The following is a 17978-nucleotide window of genomic DNA, read 5'->3' on the forward strand; positions in this document are numbered from 1 at the left end:
TTGTCATTGCGACGCAGAAGCAATCTTCGGGAGAGTGTGAATAATGTTATCTCCGAAGATTGCTCCTGCGTCGCAATGACAAAAACGTTGCATAAAAAGTAGAAGGCTCACCGTTTACTCTGATTGTCCAGGACAATGAGCGGCAGATAACTATTCCAACTCGGTTTCAGGCCTACTTCGTTTAGAAATCCCTGGGCGTAATTACCCAGTACAATGTCGACGTCGCCATCCTGATCCCAGTCCCTGGCATCCATACAAATCCAGCGGCCGTATTCCTGTATGGGAACTGTATGAGGCAGAAATTGTAGAGGCTTCTGCTGTTCGAAATAAATGAACGTCTCGGCTGGGTTATTTTTCAGGTCGCCGAAAAAGGCGATGGTTGCTACGTCCAGATCGCCATCCAAGTCAAAATCTGCCGCTACGGCTTTGCTACAGCCATTGATCGTGTAAAAGAACCGTTGCTTATACTGGTAATTTCCCTGATTCAGGAAAAGATAAAGGCCGTGAAACGGTTTTAGGATACGTGAATAATCGCTGTTATCACCACAGGTATACAGAATATCAAGCTGGCCGTCTTTATCAAAATCAATCAATTGGAAGCTTGTTGATCCATAAACCGGCGGAAAACGCAAGATGTTACGTTCCGAAAAACCACCTTTCTGATCGTTAGTGAATAGCCAGATTCCTTCGTCGGCGTGGGCAAATAAAGCCATAAAATCTAGCCAGCCATCCTTGTTGAAATCACCCGGAATAACCTGCGTAGCGCCCGGAACGGCCTTGATTACTACGTTGTCGAAGGTATGGTCTGGGCGTTGTTTAAGCCAGTATAGCCCGCCCGTATTGTGGCCAAATCCGCAAACGATCCAGTCCATTAGTCCATCCTTATTGAAATCGCCCGGCACTGATTGAACAGGGCGAGGCAGTTGTTGGGCTAACGTAGTGAGCTGGCCTTTGGGCTTATTAGCGTCAAATGCAATGACTTCGCCCACCGGCCGGTCAACGGCCTGCATGGTACCGATGCAGGTTAAGACGGTTTGCGGCATGCCTGATGCATTACGTGTAAACGTAGCCTGAACCGCAGGTGATGGTAGCTTTCTGACGAGTGTGGACTGTAATGACGAATTCCAGCGATAAAGACCTGCGCCTGTTTCGTCGCTGCTGTAGATAGTGTGAGAAACAGAATCGAAAGCAACCAGCGTTGTCGTCGCGATCTGGCTTCTGGCTTCGGCTGGTTTTATCAGGTTGAAAATAGACCAGTCATTGACTGGCTTGACCGACTGGGCTGGCTTATTAGGCTTTTCGGGGGCTAGCTCCTGATAATAAGCGACCAGTTTCGTCCACTCTTCCAGCGTGATAGCCGCATTGGCAGGCCGGTAATAGTGCGTTTTTTGCCAGACTTCCAGCCCTAACTTAGGAGCCATAGCCGGTAAAACGCGTTTGCTCCAGGTTTCTTTATCCAATGCCTCGGGTAATACCGGCAAATGGCAGGAGCCACAGTATTGCTGGGCTAATTTTTCTCCATCAGCTATGGTTGGGTCCTTCGATTTATCAGACGAACTGGTTGACGATTGACAATTCATCAATACGCTTCCGGCGCTGATGAGGAGGAGTAGGGAGCCCAAAGAAAACTTCCACATTCGGATCGATTGCTACTAAAAAGGGGCAGCATAACGACTGCCCCCTTTGTTACGATAACGTGTCAATTAATTGTACCCAGGGTTCTGTGTCAACGACGACTTACCACTTGAGGTACTCAGGTCAATTTGCCGCTGCGGAATCGGGAAATACTCGTTTTTACCCGTAAGAAATTGCCCACCCCGAATGTCAGTAGTGATGGTGCTTTCATAAGAGAAGTAAGCATTCAGCACCGTTGAGGCTGTTCCCCAGCGAACCAGATCAAAGAACCGATGGCCTTCCATAGCTAGCTCCAGCTTACGCTCGAAGTAGATGGCTTTCAGCGCACCGTCTTTGCCCAGGCTGGCAAACTTGCCCGTTGGGTATGGCACAATCTTGTAATTGGCGGCTGGTGTTGCCGTATAGCCCGCCAGCGGATCGGTTGCACTGGCGTAAGTATAAACGAAATTGACTGGGTCGGCAGCCCGCGCACGTACCAGATTAACATAAGTCTGTGCCTGTTCCAGATTGCCCAACTGAGCTTCTGCTTCAGCGGCCATAAGTAGTACGTCGGCGTAGCGGATAATATTCAGGTTTATAGCCGTGCCGGGTGCCCACGAGTGATTGTCGGCGTACTGGTCCTGGGTAGCCTGCATGTAGATATTCTTCTTCGGTGAATATGGTCCCGCATAGGTCTGACCTGGGCTCCGAACCCAGTCGGCACCCGGATGGTTGCCCCAATCCAGATAAGGAATACCCCGACGGCCAATCGTCCAGTCGATACGTGGGTCCAGATTACCGGCATCCGGCGTAAATGGCTGATTCGAAGCAACACCCTGGTCGCTTTTAACGGCGTGGCTATTGTAGTCGTCCAGATAAGGTAGCCCCGTAGCGTCGGTACGGTAGGAGTTAGCCAGATCCTGCGAGGGCTGGAAGAAACCGCAGCAACGGAACGGACTATTCCCGTAGGGGAAGTTCAGCATATCGCCCTGATTCGCACTGGCAATGGTTCCGGTTCCATCGTTAGCAACCATCTGAATCGCGAAAACAGACTCTGAGTTATTCTCGGTAGCCGCGTCGAAATTATTGTGGAATTTCGTGACTAACGCGTATTTGAGGCCATTGCTTGTAACACCCTGACTAATAATCTGATCGAACAACGCCTTCGCTTCCGAATACTTGTGCTCGTACATGTATGCTTTGGCCAGATACGAAGCTGCCGCCCATTTGTTGACCCGGCCCACATCTGATTGCGTCGTAGGCAGGTTGTCCATCGCATACTTGAAATCGGCTTCAATGTTGGGCCAGATGTCCTCCGTATTCGCTTTTGAACTGGCCGCTGTGGTTTCAACCGTTTCGTCGATCCAGGGCACCTTGTTCCACATCTTTTTCAATTCGAAATAGTAGTGGGCACGCAGGAATCGGGCCTGAGCTGTGAAGCTGGTCCGTTCGGCATCCGTTACGTCCGTAGTCTGGGCCAGGATTCGTAAGGTGGAATTGGCACGATTGACTCCTTCGTAAACGGTACGCCATTTGCCATTAAAAAAACCATTGCTCGCATCCGCCGTGAATTTAGCAATAGCGTCGATGGCGGGCTGGTCACTACCGTCACTGCCTTTGTGTGCTTCGCCACCGGCAATGCTTCCATACGTCCAGTTACTGGGCGAAGCCTGCCAGGCGTCTGATCCGGCAAGATTTAATGCCGAACCGTTGTTGTACTGACCATCCAGAGCGGCATATGCACCCGTCAATAGCGCATCGACGCCACTTTTGGTCGTTAGTGTCTGATCGCTAAGCGCACCTTGAGCCGGAATATCGAGGGTACTCTGGCAAGAATCAAAAGTTAGTCCGACGGCCGTAACTGCCAGAACTGCTATATAATGAGGAATTTTCATTGTATGTCGAGTTAAGAGAAATTAGAACGTCACATTCAGGCCAAACAGGAACTGGCGTTGGTTTGGGTAAACGCCTTCATCGATACCAAACGACGTATTGTTCGAGAAAGACTGGTTTAAACTGCCGCCCGAACTGTTGTTGGTATTCGCTGTGGTTCCAATTTCGGGGTCCAGCCCTGAATATTTGGTGATCGTGAACAGGTTGGCCGCCTGAACGTAAACGCGTAGCCGTTCAACACCCAGTTTTTTCAGTGTATTGCCGGGAAGCGTATAACCAAGCTGCGCGTTTTTAGCCCGCAAGTACGATCCATTCTCTACGAAATACGAGTTTGGTACGTTGGCTGAGCTGAACGATCCAACCGTTTCCTGGATAGGAGCCTTTGCGTTATGGTTTTCGGGCGTCCAGGAATCATATAGAGCGGTTTTACTTTTGGCACCCTGGAAATTGGCGTTGAAATCAGTCCACCACCGTACGTTGTTCCAGATGTCGTTACCCTGCGTTCCGTAGAAGAAAATGCTGAAATCAAACTGTTTGTAATTTGCCCCCAGATTCAAACCATAACTGAATTTTGGGTTCGGGTTACCCAGATACGTCCGGTCAGCGTCCGTGATCTGGCCATCACCGTTGGTATCGGCGTAACGGAAACGGCCAACTGCTACGTCGTTCTGGTAGACGGCGTTCGGATTTCCTGTAGCCTGCCGGGCCTGCGTATTGGCAGCATCGATCTCTTCCTGTGAATTCCAGAAACCGGTTGTTTTGTAGCCGTAGAACTGCCCGATAGAATGACCAACAGCGTTACGGACAATATAACTACCGTTAAACCGGCGACCTTCCTGATCGAAATAGTCGATGCCTTCGGCCAGCGAAACAATTTTGTTGTTATACGTAGTGAACGTCAACGTAGCGTTCAGTTTCAGATCGCTGGTGATGTTGAAATTGCTGGATGCAGCCAGATCAATTCCCTGGTTGCGCATTTTTGCTACGTTCACGGCCGGTGCAGTACCCAGACCGGCAGTTCCCGCCAGCTCAAGTGTGTAGAGCAGATCACGAACCTCTTTGTGGTAATAATCGACAGTCAGGTCGAGCTTCCCTTTCCACAGGCTAGCATCGAAACCGATGTTTGCATTGATGTTCTTTTCCCATTTAGCGTCAGGATTCCCAATTCGCGTACGCTGGAAGCCCAAAACGTTTGATGAATTAGAGCCTGTGACCGAGTAATAGGAGGAAGTCCGATCGCCACCATAGGTCGTGTATGCGTTGGCTGGATCAACATTCAACTGGTTCCCCATGATACCATAACCTCCACGAATTTTTAAATCATTCACCCAGGTTAAGCCGCCCATGAAACTTTCCTGCGAAACCCGCCAGCCTGCGCTGATCGCCGGAAACCAACCATATTGATAGGTCTGGAAGCGAGAAGAACCATCGCGTCGGATCGTTGCTCCCAATAAGTACTTATCTTTCAACGAGTAATCGACGCGGCCGATCAGGGAAAACAGGGCATCCGAATACCGGTTGCTGTAGTTGGTGGGTGTTCCCGCCCCGGTAGACAGATTAGTGAAATTAGGATCGAACGAAAAATAACCCTGTGTTGATCCCCCTACATTCTGACCACGGTTCTGATACGCTTCGGTACCTACGACGACCTTAAGATCGTGGGTATTGTTGAAGTTGTGCTGGTATTGAATCGTGTTGGTCCAGGTCCAGTTATAGCCACTGAATGTGTTTTCGGTATACGTGTTCGTTGTGGTGTTTTCCTGGTTTTCGTACGTAGGATACGAAAACGATCGGAAATTGCCCATGAACAATTCGCCCCCAAAACTAGAGCGAGCCGTGAAGTCTTTCAGGAAATCGATCTCCGCATACATGTTCCCAAACAATCGATTGCTGAGCCCCCGGTTATTACTAGTCCGTTGCTGAATCGCTACGGGGTTGTTCGCATTCCCAAGTCCCTGTCCATAGCCGCCCGCGTAATTTCCCATAATATCATAAACGGGAATGATGGGTTGTTCGCGGAAAGCCATACCGATGGCACTTCCTTCGGTCAGGGCGTTGATCCGTGGGTTGTCGGTCACTGAAAAAGCCAGGTTTTCGCCCACCCGAATATTTTCCCGGATATTGTACTGACTGTTTGAGCGTATCGTATAGCGTTTTAGGTACGTATTGATCAGCGTACCCTGTTGATTGAAGTAGTTAAACGAGAACAGATAGTTTCCCTGTGGGCCGCCACCGCTAACGGCCAGGTTATGGCTCGTAATGGGGGCAGGCTTGAAAATCTCATGGAACCAGTCGGTACCTGCTTTATTGGCTCTCGTAATCCGATAAAACGAGTTGTATTGATCAGCGCTGTTATAGGTTGGGTTAACATTATACAGCGAAGGGTTCACGGATGGATCGCCTTCTTTAGCGCCCTGAGGGGCTATATAATCCGGTAAGACGGGCGTTGCTCCGCTACCATACAATGGATCGTTGATAACCGCATTTGGGTCCGAATTTCGAATGGCATTGAATTTCAGTTGAGCGGTTTCCTGCGGGTTCAGCAAATTCCAGACGTTTCCGCTTTTAGGTGTTTGCACACCGTAGTAGGCGTCATACTGAACTTTCACTTTGCCGGTACCACGGCGGGTGGTGATGATAATAACGCCGTTAGCTGCCCGTGAACCGTAGATAGACGCTGAGCCGGCATCTTTCAGTACCTGCATCGACGCTACGTCGTTCGGGTTGATGTCGTTGATGTTTTGCGTAGGTACGCCATCTACAACATAGAGTGGCTGGTTATTGCCGAACGTGTTTAACCCCCGAATCCGAACCTGAGGAGCTTCACCCGGCTGGCCTGATCCCAAAACCGTTACGCCCGATGCCCGGCCTTGTAGCTGGTTCGTAATCTGAGCCGTAGGTTGTTGCTGTAATTCGGCTACGTTAACTACGGCAACCGCGCCAGTTAAGTCTTTCTTGCGCTGCGTACCGTACCCTACAACGACAACTTCGGTCAGTGATTTTACATCCGGAGCCAGTTTAATGTCGGGCAACGTAGTGCGATTGTTGATGGCAATTTCCTGCGACGTGTAGCTAATGGAGGAGATAACCAGCGTACCATTACCATCCGGTACGTTCAGCGTGAATTTTCCGTCGCCATCCGTTGCTGTTCCAACATTGTTTGAACCTTTCACCAGTACCGTCGCTCCGGGCAGACCATCGCCCTTTTCATCAAGAACCCGACCTGTGACGGTAATGGGAGGAACGGGTTTTTCGGCGTTTGGGCCGACAGACTGCGTACGTTTTAGTATGATATTCTTTCCTCCGAGTTCGTAGCTGATAGACGCTGGGCCCAGCACAGCTTCCAGTACGTCGGCCAGGCGTTCGTTCGTAAATGTAAGAGGGGCAATACGTTGCTGAGTGAAGATGCGAGGGTTATACATAAACTTCACATCGGCTTCTTTGCTAATACGATTGATGGCTTGTTCAACGGTCAGGTTAGAAAGTTGCAGGCTTACCCGCCGATTGAGTAGTTCCTGACCATACGTATCGCTCGCCTGTGCTATGGAAGCAAAGACGGTTACTACGCAAAACAGGTAAAAACTAACTCGCATAATTTTGAGCAGCCTTTGCTGCATTTGTATTCGAATTGTCATACTTTTGAATTGGTTGTCGGTTTGAATCGGCAATAAAATTCCCTTACCCTGCTTCAGGGTGCTTTTTGGAAGAGAGCAAGTGGGGAATTACTTCAGGAGTCAGTGGTGTTGCAGCATCGCTGACTCTTTTTTGTAATAGGCGCTTAGAGGTGTTTTTCGGGCATAGGCTAGAAAATTGGTTTAAGTATTTCTATTGGCATCCTTTACTAGTAATTAAGATTTTTCCATCCATCTGTTCGTACTCCGCGTCCAGCGTCTGACAGATCATATGCAGTTTTTCGAAAAGCGGTTCGTCGTCTAAAGAGGCTGTCAGATAGCAGTTTTTCATAACCTCCGAATCAAAAACAATCTCGATTCCGTACGCCTTTTCCAGCGATGAGAATACCTGCAACATGGGAGCGCCAGTAAACTCGAACATCGAACGCTGGATGGGCATGTCGAGCAGCGTAGGCGATTCAACTAATGTACGTAGCAGATGATCGGTATCCCGGTTGAAATGAACGCGCTGATTGGGGGTAAGAACAAGCCCGGTTAGTGTGTGTGATTCTTGTTTCTGAGTTCGTTCGCTGTCGGAACGTGAAAAAACAGACACCCGCCCCGTCTTGACTGTTACGTCTACCGTATGTTTCTCATACGCCCGAACGGTGAAACTGGTGCCTAATACTTTCGTGATCAGATTATCGGCGTAGACAAAAAATGGTTTGTGAGGATTCTTGGCGACTTCAAAAAAGGCCTCTCCAATCAGATACACTTCGCGCTTCGTATGGCTGTTAAAATTGCTCGGATAACTGATGCGGCTGTTGGGCTGCAGCAACACCGAACTACCATCGGCCAATAATACCAGATGAGTTTTAGTTCCTGTATTAACCACTTCCTTCATAGGAAGCTGAGCGGACGAGACCAGTTTTTTATACGTAGCGGCAGGTCTATCCTGGTACGTTGTCCAGGCGAACCAGCCTGCTAAGCATAGCACGAGCGAAGCGGCTACTAACCAGCTTGCCCGCCGATATGTCCAGAACGAGAGTTGGGATGGCTGGCCAGGTTCAGTGTCCAGCATGATTTGCTGGATGCGCTGGCCCATACTAGCCGGTGTAGGCACGAGTGGTTCGTCGTAAATAGCCAATAGCGTTTCCCTGGCCTGCATCATCAGCAGGGCTTTTGCAGGAAACATGGCTGGAAACTGATCCCACCATTCCGTGATGGACGGCGAGGCTCGTTCAAATACCCACGATCGGAATGATTCGTCTTCCAGGAAATCATGTAGCTCGAAATGATCAAATGATTTCATAGAAAAGGTCTATTTTGGGCTGTTTATATTGATATAATTAGCCGAACCTCATCCCATACCCTGTATTTGCGTTTTTTTTATTGAAATACTGCAAAAGTATTACCAGTGTTCCCGCAGAAAGTTCAGGGCTTTGTGCAGATGATTGGATACCGACTGGCGATTAATGCTCATTACCTGGGCAATGGTATCAATATCGAGCTCTTCGAAGTAACGGAGATGGAGCGCTTCCTGCTGGCGTTGAGGCAGGAGATCGATCAGGGTTTTTATCTTTCGGGCAGAGAGCTGTTCGGTTTCGATAAGAACAACAAACTCTTCGAAGTTCTGCTCAGGGGCATGGTCGAGCGCTTCGTCTTCGTCGACCCAGCCCCGGCGCTGGGTGCGCTGTAATTCCAGCAGGATTTTATGCCGAAATGACTTAAGGAGGTACTTTTTGATACTATCGGTGCCGCTAATGTGTGTTCGTCGTTCCCATATATAGACGAACATATCGTGCAGGCAATCCTCAATCAGGCCGGTGTCTTTGCTGTAGCGAGAGCCGAAACGAAACAGGGATGCATAATGAAGCGAGATGATTTGTTCAAACGCTTTGCGGTCACCAGTTTTGAATCGCTCCCAGAGCGATTCATCAGAAGAGAAGTTTGTTGATAATAATTCATTCATGACGCGCCGAGCAAATAAACCCCAAAACAACGCTTTTTTGGCTTTATTCGGTTAATAAATGCCTATGGAATGTTAAATATTAGCGTTTTATTACGTGGTTCGATTAAAATAGCGTTAGTCTTACGATTTTAAACAAATTTCTGAAGTTGTTCAGTTAGCCGATATTAACCATACATACGCAACTTATGGACGAATTTATGCAGGAGGCTATCCGTCAGGCCCAAAAAAGTTTACGTGAAGGTGGAATTCCAATCGGTTCCGCATTAATCAAGAATGGCGAGTTGGTGGCTTCGGGCCATAACAAGCGGGTTCAGGAGAACAACCCCATTCTGCACGGGGAAATGGATTGTCTGAACAACGCCGGACGAGTGGGATCGTTTAAAAATACGGTGATTTATTCGACGCTGATGCCCTGCTACATGTGTGCGGGGACTATTGTTCAGTTTAAGATTCCGAAAGTGATTGTGGGCGAGTCGCGGACATTTGCCGGAGCACGGGAGTTTATGGAGCAGCACGGTGTAGAAGTTATTGATCTGGATTTACCCGAGTGTGTTGAGATGATGAATCAGTTTATTGCTGATAAGCCGACGCTCTGGAATGAAGATATTGGCGAGCTTTAGTTTAGTAAATAAAATAAATTAAATTAGGTACATATCATTTGTTGGGTAGATTAGTTACCTTGTTTCAAAAAATAACACCGTAACGTCTACCTAATGAGATACTTCCGAATTCAATTGTTGATGGCAATAGCCATTTGCCTGTCGTTTTTAAAGACGTTTGCTCAACGCTCTGAGTATTGGCGTGAAAGACCGGGATCGTGGCTGTTAAATACCGGTGTAGGGACAACTCGCTACCTGGGTGATCTGAACGAAAGAGGTAATCTGGGACATTTGCGGCTGGGAGTCTCAGTCGGTGTTGCAGCAGCTTATCGGTTCTCCAACCGGCTGACGTTTCGGGCTGAAACACAGCTATATTTCCTGCGGGGGAGCCAGGCCGATACGTATCTGTCCTATAATAATCTATCGTTTCGTAGTCTGAATCCTGAAGTCTGGGCGGGTGTCCAGTTCGACTTTTGGCATCCCGAAGACAAAAATCATATCATCGTTCCCTATGCTATAGCTGGCTTTGGCCTGACATATCTGACGCCCAAAACCACCTATAAAGGACAAACCTACAGTCTGGCTCCGCTACGTACCGAAGGCGTTACGTATAATCGTCTGCCGCTGATTCTTCGGTACGGTATTGGTGTGCCTATTTTGGCCGGAGAACGATTCAAGTGGCATCTCGAAGGTATCTATACCCACGTAATGAGCGATTATCTCGATGATGTCAGTACTGTCTATCCAGATCGCAGCACTATGCTGCCGATCGCTGCGGCTCTGTCGGATCGGCGTTCAGAACTTGGGCTACCGCTCAATGCGGCTGGTGCCAAGCGTGGCAATAGCACGAAGCGGGATGGTTATTTCATTTTGTCGGGACGATTGATCTGGGTGATCAGTACAGCCAGGCAGCAACATTATCGTAGGAGTATTCGGGGTTAGGGTTTTGGGGCTATTTGCCTTATTTTTGACCCAAAACCCGGCAAATGCTGCCCTATCGAATGAGTCCAGCTGTATTTATTGAGGCCCTTCAACAAGAACTTCAACTTACCCAGTACGGTCAATATCCACCCGAACTTTACGATCCGATCCGGTACATTATGAGTCTGGGCGGCAAGCGAATGCGTCCGCTAATGACACTGATGTCGGCCTATCTCTTCACTGACGATTGGAAAAAAGCCGTTCGGCCCGCGCTGGCGGTCGAGGTTTTCCATAATTTCACGTTAATGCACGACGATATTATGGATCAGGCGCCACTACGTAGGGGCCAGCCAACGGTGCATGAAAAATGGAATCCAAACATTGCCATTTTATCGGGCGATGTTATGCTGGTGCGTGCCTATGAATTGATGCTGAACGTAGATGCTGATCAGTTGAAACCAGCCATGGCTCGCTTCACCCAAACAGCGGCTGAGGTTTGCGAAGGGCAGCAGATGGATATGAATTTCGAAACACGTTGGGACGTAACGGAAGCCGAATACATCGATATGATCCGGTTGAAAACCTCTGTGTTACTAGGTTACGCCCTTGAACTCGGTGGTTTGATTGGCAAGGCCGATGCCGAATCGGTCGCCCATCTTTATGAAGGTGGCGTAAATATTGGTCTTGGTTTTCAATTAAAAGACGATTTGCTGGATGTATATGGCGATCCGGCGAAATTCGGCAAACAAGTTGGGGGCGATATTATCGCAAATAAAAAAACGTTCCTACTCATAGAAGCGCTTGAGCAGGCCAGCGGCTCTGTTAAAGAAGAACTGACCGATTGGCTCAATCGCTCCGAGTTCGATAAAGCCGAAAAGGTAAAGGCCGTTACAACCATTTACGACCAATTGGGAATCCGACAAATTACAGAAGCGCGTATAAACAGCTACTTTGCAAAAGGATTGAAGAATTTCGACCAAATCAAGGCTGATGCCGCCCGCAAGGATTTTTTAATACAATTTACCCAACAGTTAATTGAACGGGAAAGCTAAAATAGTGAGTATGATATAGGATGTATGGAGTAGGATATAAATGTATACCATACATCATACATTATACGTCATATTCCATACATCATTTCTTCCATTTATGAGTATTACATTAGTTATCATATTGGTCACCGTTGGCATTAGTTTGTGGGCCTGGAACGATTACAGTATCATGGATCGCTGGGTCATGAACCCATATAAAGTGGCTAAACGGAATGAATATTACCGTTTTCTGACGTCTGGCTTCCTGCATGCCGACTGGATGCACCTGATCTTTAACATGATTAGCCTCTATGCGTTCGGGCAGTTGATGGAGCAGGTATTCGATCAGTTGTTTGGTGTGAGTGGAGCCTTGTATTACGTTGGTTTTTATCTGACTGCTATTGTCATATCAGACATTCCTACCTTTTTGAAAAACCGAAAGGATTCAGGCTATAATTCACTGGGAGCATCGGGGGGCGTATCGGCTATAATTTTTGCCGCTATTTTAATTAGCCCATTAACCAAACTATACCTGTTCATTATTCCGATCGGTATTCCCGGATTTATCTTTGGGCCAATATACCTGATGTACTCTTATTACGAGTCGCGCCGGGGTATGGGCAACGTCAACCACGATGCTCACATCTATGGCGCTTTATTTGGCATTGCCTTTATTATATTAGTTTACCCACCCGTATTACCGCAGTTTTTCGAGCAAATTGCCGGTTGGCGATTATTCTAATGCTTAGCTGAAAAAAGGCTATGTTTACTGTATTTAATCAGCCTTTTCCGGTTGAAGATTCGTTCGGGCGGCATTTCCTGAGGGCGGCATTGATAGGCCTGTTCATTGGCCTGTTTCTAATTGCCTTTCAGCCTTTTGGGCTAAATGATTGGACGACACCCCATAAACTTTGGAAACTGCTCGGTTTTGGGGGCGTTACGTTTATAGTGACAGCCTTTAACTTTATTGCTTGGCCCCGTTTATTGCCTGATCTATTCTCGGATAAACGTTGGACTGTTGGGCGTGAGATCTTAATGGCGATGCTGAACGTATTGCTGATTGCCATTGCCAACCGCTTTTATCTGGAATTTCTGATAGCGGGGGGCAAAAGCGGTATTGGCTGGGGCGGTATGCTTATTGCGACCTTCCTGATTGGTATATTTCCGGTTACGGGTGCCGTATTGTTCAGCTATATTCGCCAGCTTAAAAAGTATACTGCTGCGGCTGCGGAATTGCCAGTTCATTTACCGGAGCCTATAAGAAGTAACGGAACAGATACTGAGATTGGTGATGGCCCGGCAGCTACCATTACGTTGCTGGCTGACAACGAAAAAGATGCCATTACGTTTGCCGCAGCCGATCTCCTCTTCATCGAATCGAGCGATAATTACTGCACGGTCGTTTATCTGAAAGACGGCCCAGCCGGGCCTCGCCAACCGGTGAAACCGTTGCTACGTAGCAGTTTGAGTCGGTTGGAGAGCCAGATTGCACGGGCTCATATTGTTAGATGCCACCGCTCATACATCGTTAATCTGGATCGGGTTGAGCGAGTAACCGGTAATGCGCAGGGGTATAAACTACACTTGCTGGGCGGTCAGTTTCAAGTACCCGTAGCCCGAAAATACAACGATACGTTAGTGGCCGAACTAAAATCTTTGTAAATCGTCCCAGAGCCGGGGATAAACAGCATTTCTGTTTGTCAAACGTCCCAAAGCCTGTTCCTGGCCCCATTAACTAGCATACAATGAGTTTGTTGCCGTAGGTTTGTCTCAGTCAAACGCAACCGACATACGGTCATGAAAACGCTCATTTTTACTCTGCTGATTACGCACATCCTTACTGGTTTTACGGCTTTGCTCGTTGGTCTTGTACCCATGTTTGCCAAAAAAGGAAGCCGCCTTCATAATCTTACTGGTCTGGTCTATGTGTATTGCATGATTACCGTGGCTATCACCGCTTTGTTGCTATGCGTACTTCAGCCATTTAAAATGATGCGCCTTTTCCTGACAGGGATCGCTGTATTTAGCTTTTACCTGAGCATGTCGGGCTGGCGGGCTACCAAACAGAAAGACGGGAGAGTGACAATTCTCGATAAAGCCCTGATTTACGTAACAGCTTTGGTGAGCGTAGCGATGGTTGGCTTCGGTATCTATCTGCTGGTGTTAAACGGGCCATCCTTTTTTCCCATTCTGTTTTCGTTCTTTGGTGTGTTGACATTCACCTTTGCTGGCCGGGATATTAAGGCCATAAATCAGCCAATGGAAAAAATGCACTGGTTCTTTCAGCACTTTACCCGAATGGGAGGTTCTTATATTGCTACGTTTACGGCCGCTTTAGTAACCAATATTAGTCGAGTGCTACCCGCCAATTCACCTGAGTGGACAGCAATCGCCAGCTGGATTGCTCCGGGGATTATTGGGGGCATGCTGATTGGCCGTACTGTCACTTATTACAAGAAGAAATTTGCAGAGAAAGAAGCCAAGCAAGCGACTCCGCAATCGTTGGTTGCCTAAGTAAACTAAGCGCTACGGTTGTTCCAGATAGCAAAATATTGGCAGGAACAACCGCAGCGCTCAATACAATTAAGGTGTAGCCAGGAGAGACGTAGCCGTTGGGAGAGCAATCTCAGCCCATTGGCGCATTTGTTTCCCGGAATAATGAAGCCCGTCAGAAGCAAATTGCGATTCATCACCAGCGGCTTGGCGAGTCAGTGGTGTGATATCGACGTAAGAAACGCCTGCCGACTTGCATTCCTGCTGAGCAATAGCATTGAACGCATTTATCTCATCCGCGATTTGGTTGCGATTCCGGCCACGGGCATATGGAGAAGCACCCCAATCCGGGATCGATAACACAAAAACCCGCCCTGGCCTGCCATTGGCGAATTTGATGGCGGTTTGTAATAGATCACGAAACTCTGTCCGATAACGTTCCTGGCTTTGGCCTCTGTACTGATTATTAACACCAATCAGCAGGGAAACCAGGTCGTAGGTTTTTCGATTACCACTCGCTTTTATGGCATCCTGCAACTCAGCCGTTGTCCAGCCAGTGCGGGCAATAATATCGGGGTTTGTTACGTCGACGTTGGATTGACGTAGCAGATCTGCCAGTTGTACACTCCATCGAGCTGACTCGTCGACACTTTCTCCAATTGTATAAGAGTCGCCAAGGGAAAGGAACGAGAATTTAGCTTTTTCCGCGTCAGGGTTTGTGAGCATTGCAGAGTTATCAAGGGGTTGAACGCAGGCAAGGAAAAGCCCTGAAGTGATCGCCGTCAGAATTGGTAAGATTAAGTTTAGCATTTCATCAATATGTTGAATCCAGATTGACATAAACGGGATTTATATCAATCTGGATTCTGGCAAATCAGTGTAAGTCAGGCTAATCTTATTCTTGTTCAAGCAGAAACGCTTTGATAAACGGATCAATATCGCCATCCAGAACGGCATCGGTATTGGACGTCTGATGACCAGTACGGTGATCTTTGACGCGTCGGTCGTCCAGTACGTACGAGCGAATTTGTGAGCCCCATTCGATTTTCTGCTTACCAGCTTCTACTTCAGCGCGGGCTGCATTACGTTTCTGAACCTCAATTTCATAGAGTTTCGATTTCAGCAAACGCATAGCCACTTCCTTATTCTGGAGCTGACTACGTTCCTGCTGGCACTCAATAATTAATCCTGACGGGCGGTGACGTAAACGAACGGCTGTTTCGACCTTGTTTACGTTCTGGCCACCTGCACCACCCGATCGGAAGGTATCCCAATCGATATCGGCCGGATTAACCTCAATTTCGATAGTATCGTCCACTAATGGATAAGCAAAAACAGAGGCAAATGATGTATGCCGACGAGCGTTTGAGTCGAAAGGCGATATACGAACCAGTCGATGCACGCCATTTTCGGATTTCAGGAACCCATAGGCCAGCGGTCCATCCACTTCGATGGTTGCTGATTTGATACCAGCCGTATCTCCTTCCTGATAATCAACCTGTTTTAGGCTGTAGCCGTGTTTTTCGGCCCAACGCATATACATCCGGTACAGCATGTCGGCCCAGTCCTGGCTTTCGGTACCACCAGCACCAGCATTTATTTCGAGAACGGCGCTGAGTTGATCCTCTTCATTACCCAGCATTTTTTTAAGTTCAAGGTCTTCGAGCGTTGCTTTTACGTTCTCACCTTCCTCATCGACTTCTTCTTCGGTTACGTCGCCAGCTTCGTAGAATTCGAACAGCGTTTCAAGATCACCGAATTGGCCCATTAATTTATCGTAACCGGCGATCCAGCCTTTCAACGCCCGAACTTGTTTCATTACGCCCTCAGCACGGGCTGCATCGCTCCAGAATTCGGGTTGGAAGGTTTGTTGTTCCAGCTCGGTTAGTTGCTCTTTCTTGGAATCGTAGTCAAAGATACCCCCTCAGGGCCTCTACTCTGGCCCTCAAGTCGCTCAACTGATCAGTTGTCATGAACTTGTCGTAATGGTTAAATATTGGTTTGCTGTCTGCCAATACTGGCTAGTTACTAGTCAGTATTGGCAGACAATTCCTACAAAGATACAACAAAAGAAAGTGGGTCTGTGGTTTTGGTACTTGACCAAACGCAGGCTTAATTCGTTGAGGCTATAAAACCAAAAAACGTTGTCTTGTCTGTGAAGAGCTTCTGCAACTCACAGGAAACTAACCGAAAGTATAACGAGAGACGTTATACCCTGTCTCAACTTTTCGACCTACCTTTGCGTTCTCAAAACAGAAAGGTAGATGGGTTTAGACGTACCAGTTGTGGTCTACTGCTAAACCCATCTGCGAAATCCTGACATAACTCCAATACATAGAAAATGGCTTCACAGTACGATGTAATCGTTGTGGGTAGCGGACCGGGCGGTTATGTAGCCGCCATCCGGGCTTCGCAGTTGGGTCTAAAAACGGCCGTCATTGAGCGTGAAAACCTCGGCGGTATCTGTCTGAACTGGGGCTGTATCCCAACCAAAGCGCTGTTAAAATCAGCACAGGTTTTTGAATACATTAAGCACTCGGCCGATTATGGGATTACCATCTCGGGCGAGTCGCAGGCCGATTTTGGGGCCGTCATCAAACGGAGTCGGGGCGTTGCCGATAGCATGAGCAAGGGCGTCCAGTTCCTGATGAAGAAAAATAAAATCGATGTTATCAATGGCGTCGGTAAAGTGAAGCCTGGCAAAAAAATCGACGTAACGGCTGCCGATGGTAAAGTTACCGAATACGAAGCCAAGCATATCATTATTGCTACGGGCGGACGGGCTCGTCAGTTACCAGCCGTTCCATTCGATGGAACTAAAGTAATCGAATACCGTAAGGCAATGACGCTCGAAAAGCGTCCTGACTCGATGTTGGTTATCGGTTCAGGTGCGATCGGCGTTGAGTTTGCCTACGTGTACGCCAGCATGGGCACGAAAGTGACGATTGTTGAGTTCATGCCGAATGTAGTGCCGGTTGAAGACGAGGATATCTCGAAAGAACTCGCCAAGCAGTACAAGAAATTGGGTATCGATATCTACACCAAGTCGGAGGTGACGAAGGTAGATACGAGCGGCAAAGGCTGCAAAGTGTTTGTCAAAACGCCGGATGGCGAGAAAACCTTCGAAGCTGACGTAGTACTATCGGCGGCAGGTGTTGTGGCCAACATCGAGAACATCGGCCTGGAAGAAGTCGGTATTTCGGTTGACCGGGGCAAAATCGTAACGGACGACTATTACCGTACGAACGTTGAAGGGTACTACGCTATTGGCGACGTAACGAAAGGCCAGGCGCTGGCACACGTAGCGTCGGCGGAAGCGATCATCTGTATCGAAAAAATTGCCGGATTGCCACACGTTGAGCCACTGAATTATAACAATATTCCAGGCTGTACGTACTGTACTCCCGAAATTGCGTCGGTTGGCTATACGGAGAAAGCAGCCCGTGAAGCTGGTTATGAGCTGAAAGTGGGTAAATTTCCCTTTACGGCATCGGGCAAAGCGAAAGCCGCTGGTGCGCCTGAAGGTTTCGTGAAAGTTATTTTCGACGCTAAATATGGTGAGTTCCTGGGCGCTCACTTCATCGGTAACAACGTAACGGAAATGATTGCCGAAGTCGTGGCAGCCCGCAAGCTGGAAACAACCGGTGAAGAAATTCTGAAGGCTGTTCACCCGCACCCAACCATGTCGGAAGCCATCAAGGATGCCACCGAAGCTGCCTACGGTGAAGCGATCCATTTGTAAAAAGTTTTGAGTTTATAGTGGTTGGCGCATTAGCAAGTATCTCGCGCCAGCCATTATAAACTGAAAACTATAAACTCAAAACGTCAAAAGCCCCTGTTCTTC

14 protein-coding genes are annotated in these 17978 nt (G+C 48.2%); 7 read left to right on the forward strand and 7 right to left on the reverse strand.

What is annotated here, in order from left to right; all coding sequences use genetic code 11:
• Window positions 1-107: 107 nt before the first annotated feature.
• The 5 genes from GK108_RS02105 to GK108_RS02125 form a co-directional block, all read right to left on the reverse strand.
• Window positions 108-1637 (reverse strand): FG-GAP repeat domain-containing protein, encoded by a 1530-nt coding sequence (locus GK108_RS02105; protein ID WP_163942035.1) that lies wholly within the window; start codon window positions 1635-1637, stop codon window positions 108-110.
• Window positions 1638-1703: 66 nt separating this feature from the next.
• On the reverse strand, window positions 1704-3509 hold the full coding sequence (locus GK108_RS02110) for a RagB/SusD family nutrient uptake outer membrane protein (protein WP_163942037.1): 1806 nt from the start codon (window positions 3507-3509) through the stop codon (window positions 1704-1706).
• Window positions 3510-3530: 21 nt separating this feature from the next.
• Window positions 3531-7142 (reverse strand): SusC/RagA family TonB-linked outer membrane protein, encoded by a 3612-nt coding sequence (locus GK108_RS02115; protein ID WP_246224625.1) that lies wholly within the window; start codon window positions 7140-7142, stop codon window positions 3531-3533.
• Window positions 7143-7332: 190 nt separating this feature from the next.
• Window positions 7333-8430: a FecR family protein gene (locus tag GK108_RS02120; RefSeq protein ID WP_163942040.1), complete on the reverse strand. Its 1098-nt coding sequence runs from the start codon at window positions 8428-8430 to the stop codon at window positions 7333-7335.
• Between the two features lie 99 nt (window positions 8431-8529).
• Window positions 8530-9090, reverse strand: a complete 561-nt coding sequence (locus tag GK108_RS02125) for an RNA polymerase sigma factor (RefSeq protein WP_163942044.1) — start codon at window positions 9088-9090, stop codon at window positions 8530-8532.
• A 185-nt stretch (window positions 9091-9275) separates the two neighbouring features.
• Here GK108_RS02125 and GK108_RS02130 point away from each other — a divergent pair, with 185 nt between their 5' ends.
• From GK108_RS02130 to GK108_RS02155, 6 genes are all read left to right on the forward strand, one after another.
• Window positions 9276-9710: a nucleoside deaminase gene (locus GK108_RS02130; RefSeq protein ID WP_163942047.1), complete on the forward strand. Its 435-nt coding sequence runs from the start codon at window positions 9276-9278 to the stop codon at window positions 9708-9710.
• 93 nt (window positions 9711-9803) lie between these two features.
• The gene (locus GK108_RS02135) at window positions 9804-10631 is read left to right on the forward strand and encodes a hypothetical protein (RefSeq protein ID WP_163942050.1); all 828 of its coding nucleotides are present in this window, start codon (window positions 9804-9806) and stop codon (window positions 10629-10631) included.
• 59 nt (window positions 10632-10690) lie between these two features.
• On the forward strand, window positions 10691-11662 hold the full coding sequence (locus GK108_RS02140) for a polyprenyl synthetase family protein (RefSeq protein ID WP_163942053.1): 972 nt from the start codon (window positions 10691-10693) through the stop codon (window positions 11660-11662).
• Between the two features lie 97 nt (window positions 11663-11759).
• Entirely contained in the window at window positions 11760-12383 is a 624-nt protein-coding gene (locus GK108_RS02145; protein WP_163942056.1) for a rhomboid family intramembrane serine protease, read from the forward strand.
• A gap of 20 nt (window positions 12384-12403) precedes the next feature.
• Window positions 12404-13303, forward strand: coding sequence for a LytTR family DNA-binding domain-containing protein (locus GK108_RS02150; RefSeq protein ID WP_163942060.1), 900 nt, complete (start codon window positions 12404-12406; stop codon window positions 13301-13303).
• A gap of 135 nt (window positions 13304-13438) precedes the next feature.
• Window positions 13439-14155: a DUF2306 domain-containing protein gene (locus GK108_RS02155; RefSeq protein ID WP_163942063.1), complete on the forward strand. Its 717-nt coding sequence runs from the start codon at window positions 13439-13441 to the stop codon at window positions 14153-14155.
• A 69-nt stretch (window positions 14156-14224) separates the two neighbouring features.
• On the opposite strand, the gene GK108_RS02160 is transcribed toward GK108_RS02155, so the two are convergent.
• Both GK108_RS02160 and prfB read right to left on the reverse strand, forming a co-directional pair.
• Window positions 14225-14860 carry an SGNH/GDSL hydrolase family protein gene (locus GK108_RS02160; protein ID WP_163942066.1) on the reverse strand — a complete coding sequence of 212 codons (636 nt, stop codon included), beginning with the start codon at window positions 14858-14860 and terminating at the stop codon, window positions 14225-14227.
• A 169-nt stretch (window positions 14861-15029) separates the two neighbouring features.
• Window positions 15030-16107, reverse strand: a protein-coding gene (gene prfB / locus GK108_RS02165) for a peptide chain release factor 2 (protein ID WP_163942069.1) whose coding sequence is annotated in 2 segments (ribosomal slippage) — window positions 15030-16046 and window positions 16048-16107 — 1077 coding nt in all. Because the reading frame shifts where the segments join, the coding sequence is not laid out codon by codon here.
• A 368-nt stretch (window positions 16108-16475) separates the two neighbouring features.
• On the opposite strand from prfB, the gene lpdA reads away from it, so the two are divergent.
• The gene (lpdA, locus tag GK108_RS02170; RefSeq protein ID WP_163942071.1) at window positions 16476-17876 is read left to right on the forward strand and encodes a dihydrolipoyl dehydrogenase; all 1401 of its coding nucleotides are present in this window, start codon (window positions 16476-16478) and stop codon (window positions 17874-17876) included.
• The last annotated feature ends 102 nt before the right edge of the window (window positions 17877-17978 follow it).

It is taken from the genome of Spirosoma terrae (assembly GCF_010435915.1).
Classification (GTDB): Bacteria; Bacteroidota; Bacteroidia; order Cytophagales; family Spirosomataceae; genus Spirosoma; species Spirosoma terrae.

Coding starts and splice junctions, on each gene's coding strand:
- GK108_RS02105 (WP_163942035.1), bottom strand. CDS start 1,637: ATGTGGAAGTTTTCTTTGGGCTCCCTACTCCTCCTCATCAGCGCCGGA.
- GK108_RS02110 (WP_163942037.1), bottom strand. CDS start 3,509: ATGAAAATTCCTCATTATATAGCAGTTCTGGCAGTTACGGCCGTCGGA.
- GK108_RS02115 (WP_246224625.1), bottom strand. CDS start 7,142: ATGACAATTCGAATACAAATGCAGCAAAGGCTGCTCAAAATTATGCGA.
- GK108_RS02120 (WP_163942040.1), bottom strand. CDS start 8,430: ATGAAATCATTTGATCATTTCGAGCTACATGATTTCCTGGAAGACGAA.
- GK108_RS02125 (WP_163942044.1), bottom strand. CDS start 9,090: ATGAATGAATTATTATCAACAAACTTCTCTTCTGATGAATCGCTCTGG.
- GK108_RS02130 (WP_163942047.1), top strand. CDS start 9,276: ATGGACGAATTTATGCAGGAGGCTATCCGTCAGGCCCAAAAAAGTTTA.
- GK108_RS02135 (WP_163942050.1), top strand. CDS start 9,804: ATGAGATACTTCCGAATTCAATTGTTGATGGCAATAGCCATTTGCCTG.
- GK108_RS02140 (WP_163942053.1), top strand. CDS start 10,691: ATGAGTCCAGCTGTATTTATTGAGGCCCTTCAACAAGAACTTCAACTT.
- GK108_RS02145 (WP_163942056.1), top strand. CDS start 11,760: ATGAGTATTACATTAGTTATCATATTGGTCACCGTTGGCATTAGTTTG.
- GK108_RS02150 (WP_163942060.1), top strand. CDS start 12,404: ATGTTTACTGTATTTAATCAGCCTTTTCCGGTTGAAGATTCGTTCGGG.
- GK108_RS02155 (WP_163942063.1), top strand. CDS start 13,439: ATGAAAACGCTCATTTTTACTCTGCTGATTACGCACATCCTTACTGGT.
- GK108_RS02160 (WP_163942066.1), bottom strand. CDS start 14,860: ATGCTCACAAACCCTGACGCGGAAAAAGCTAAATTCTCGTTCCTTTCC.
- lpdA (WP_163942071.1), top strand. CDS start 16,476: ATGGCTTCACAGTACGATGTAATCGTTGTGGGTAGCGGACCGGGCGGT.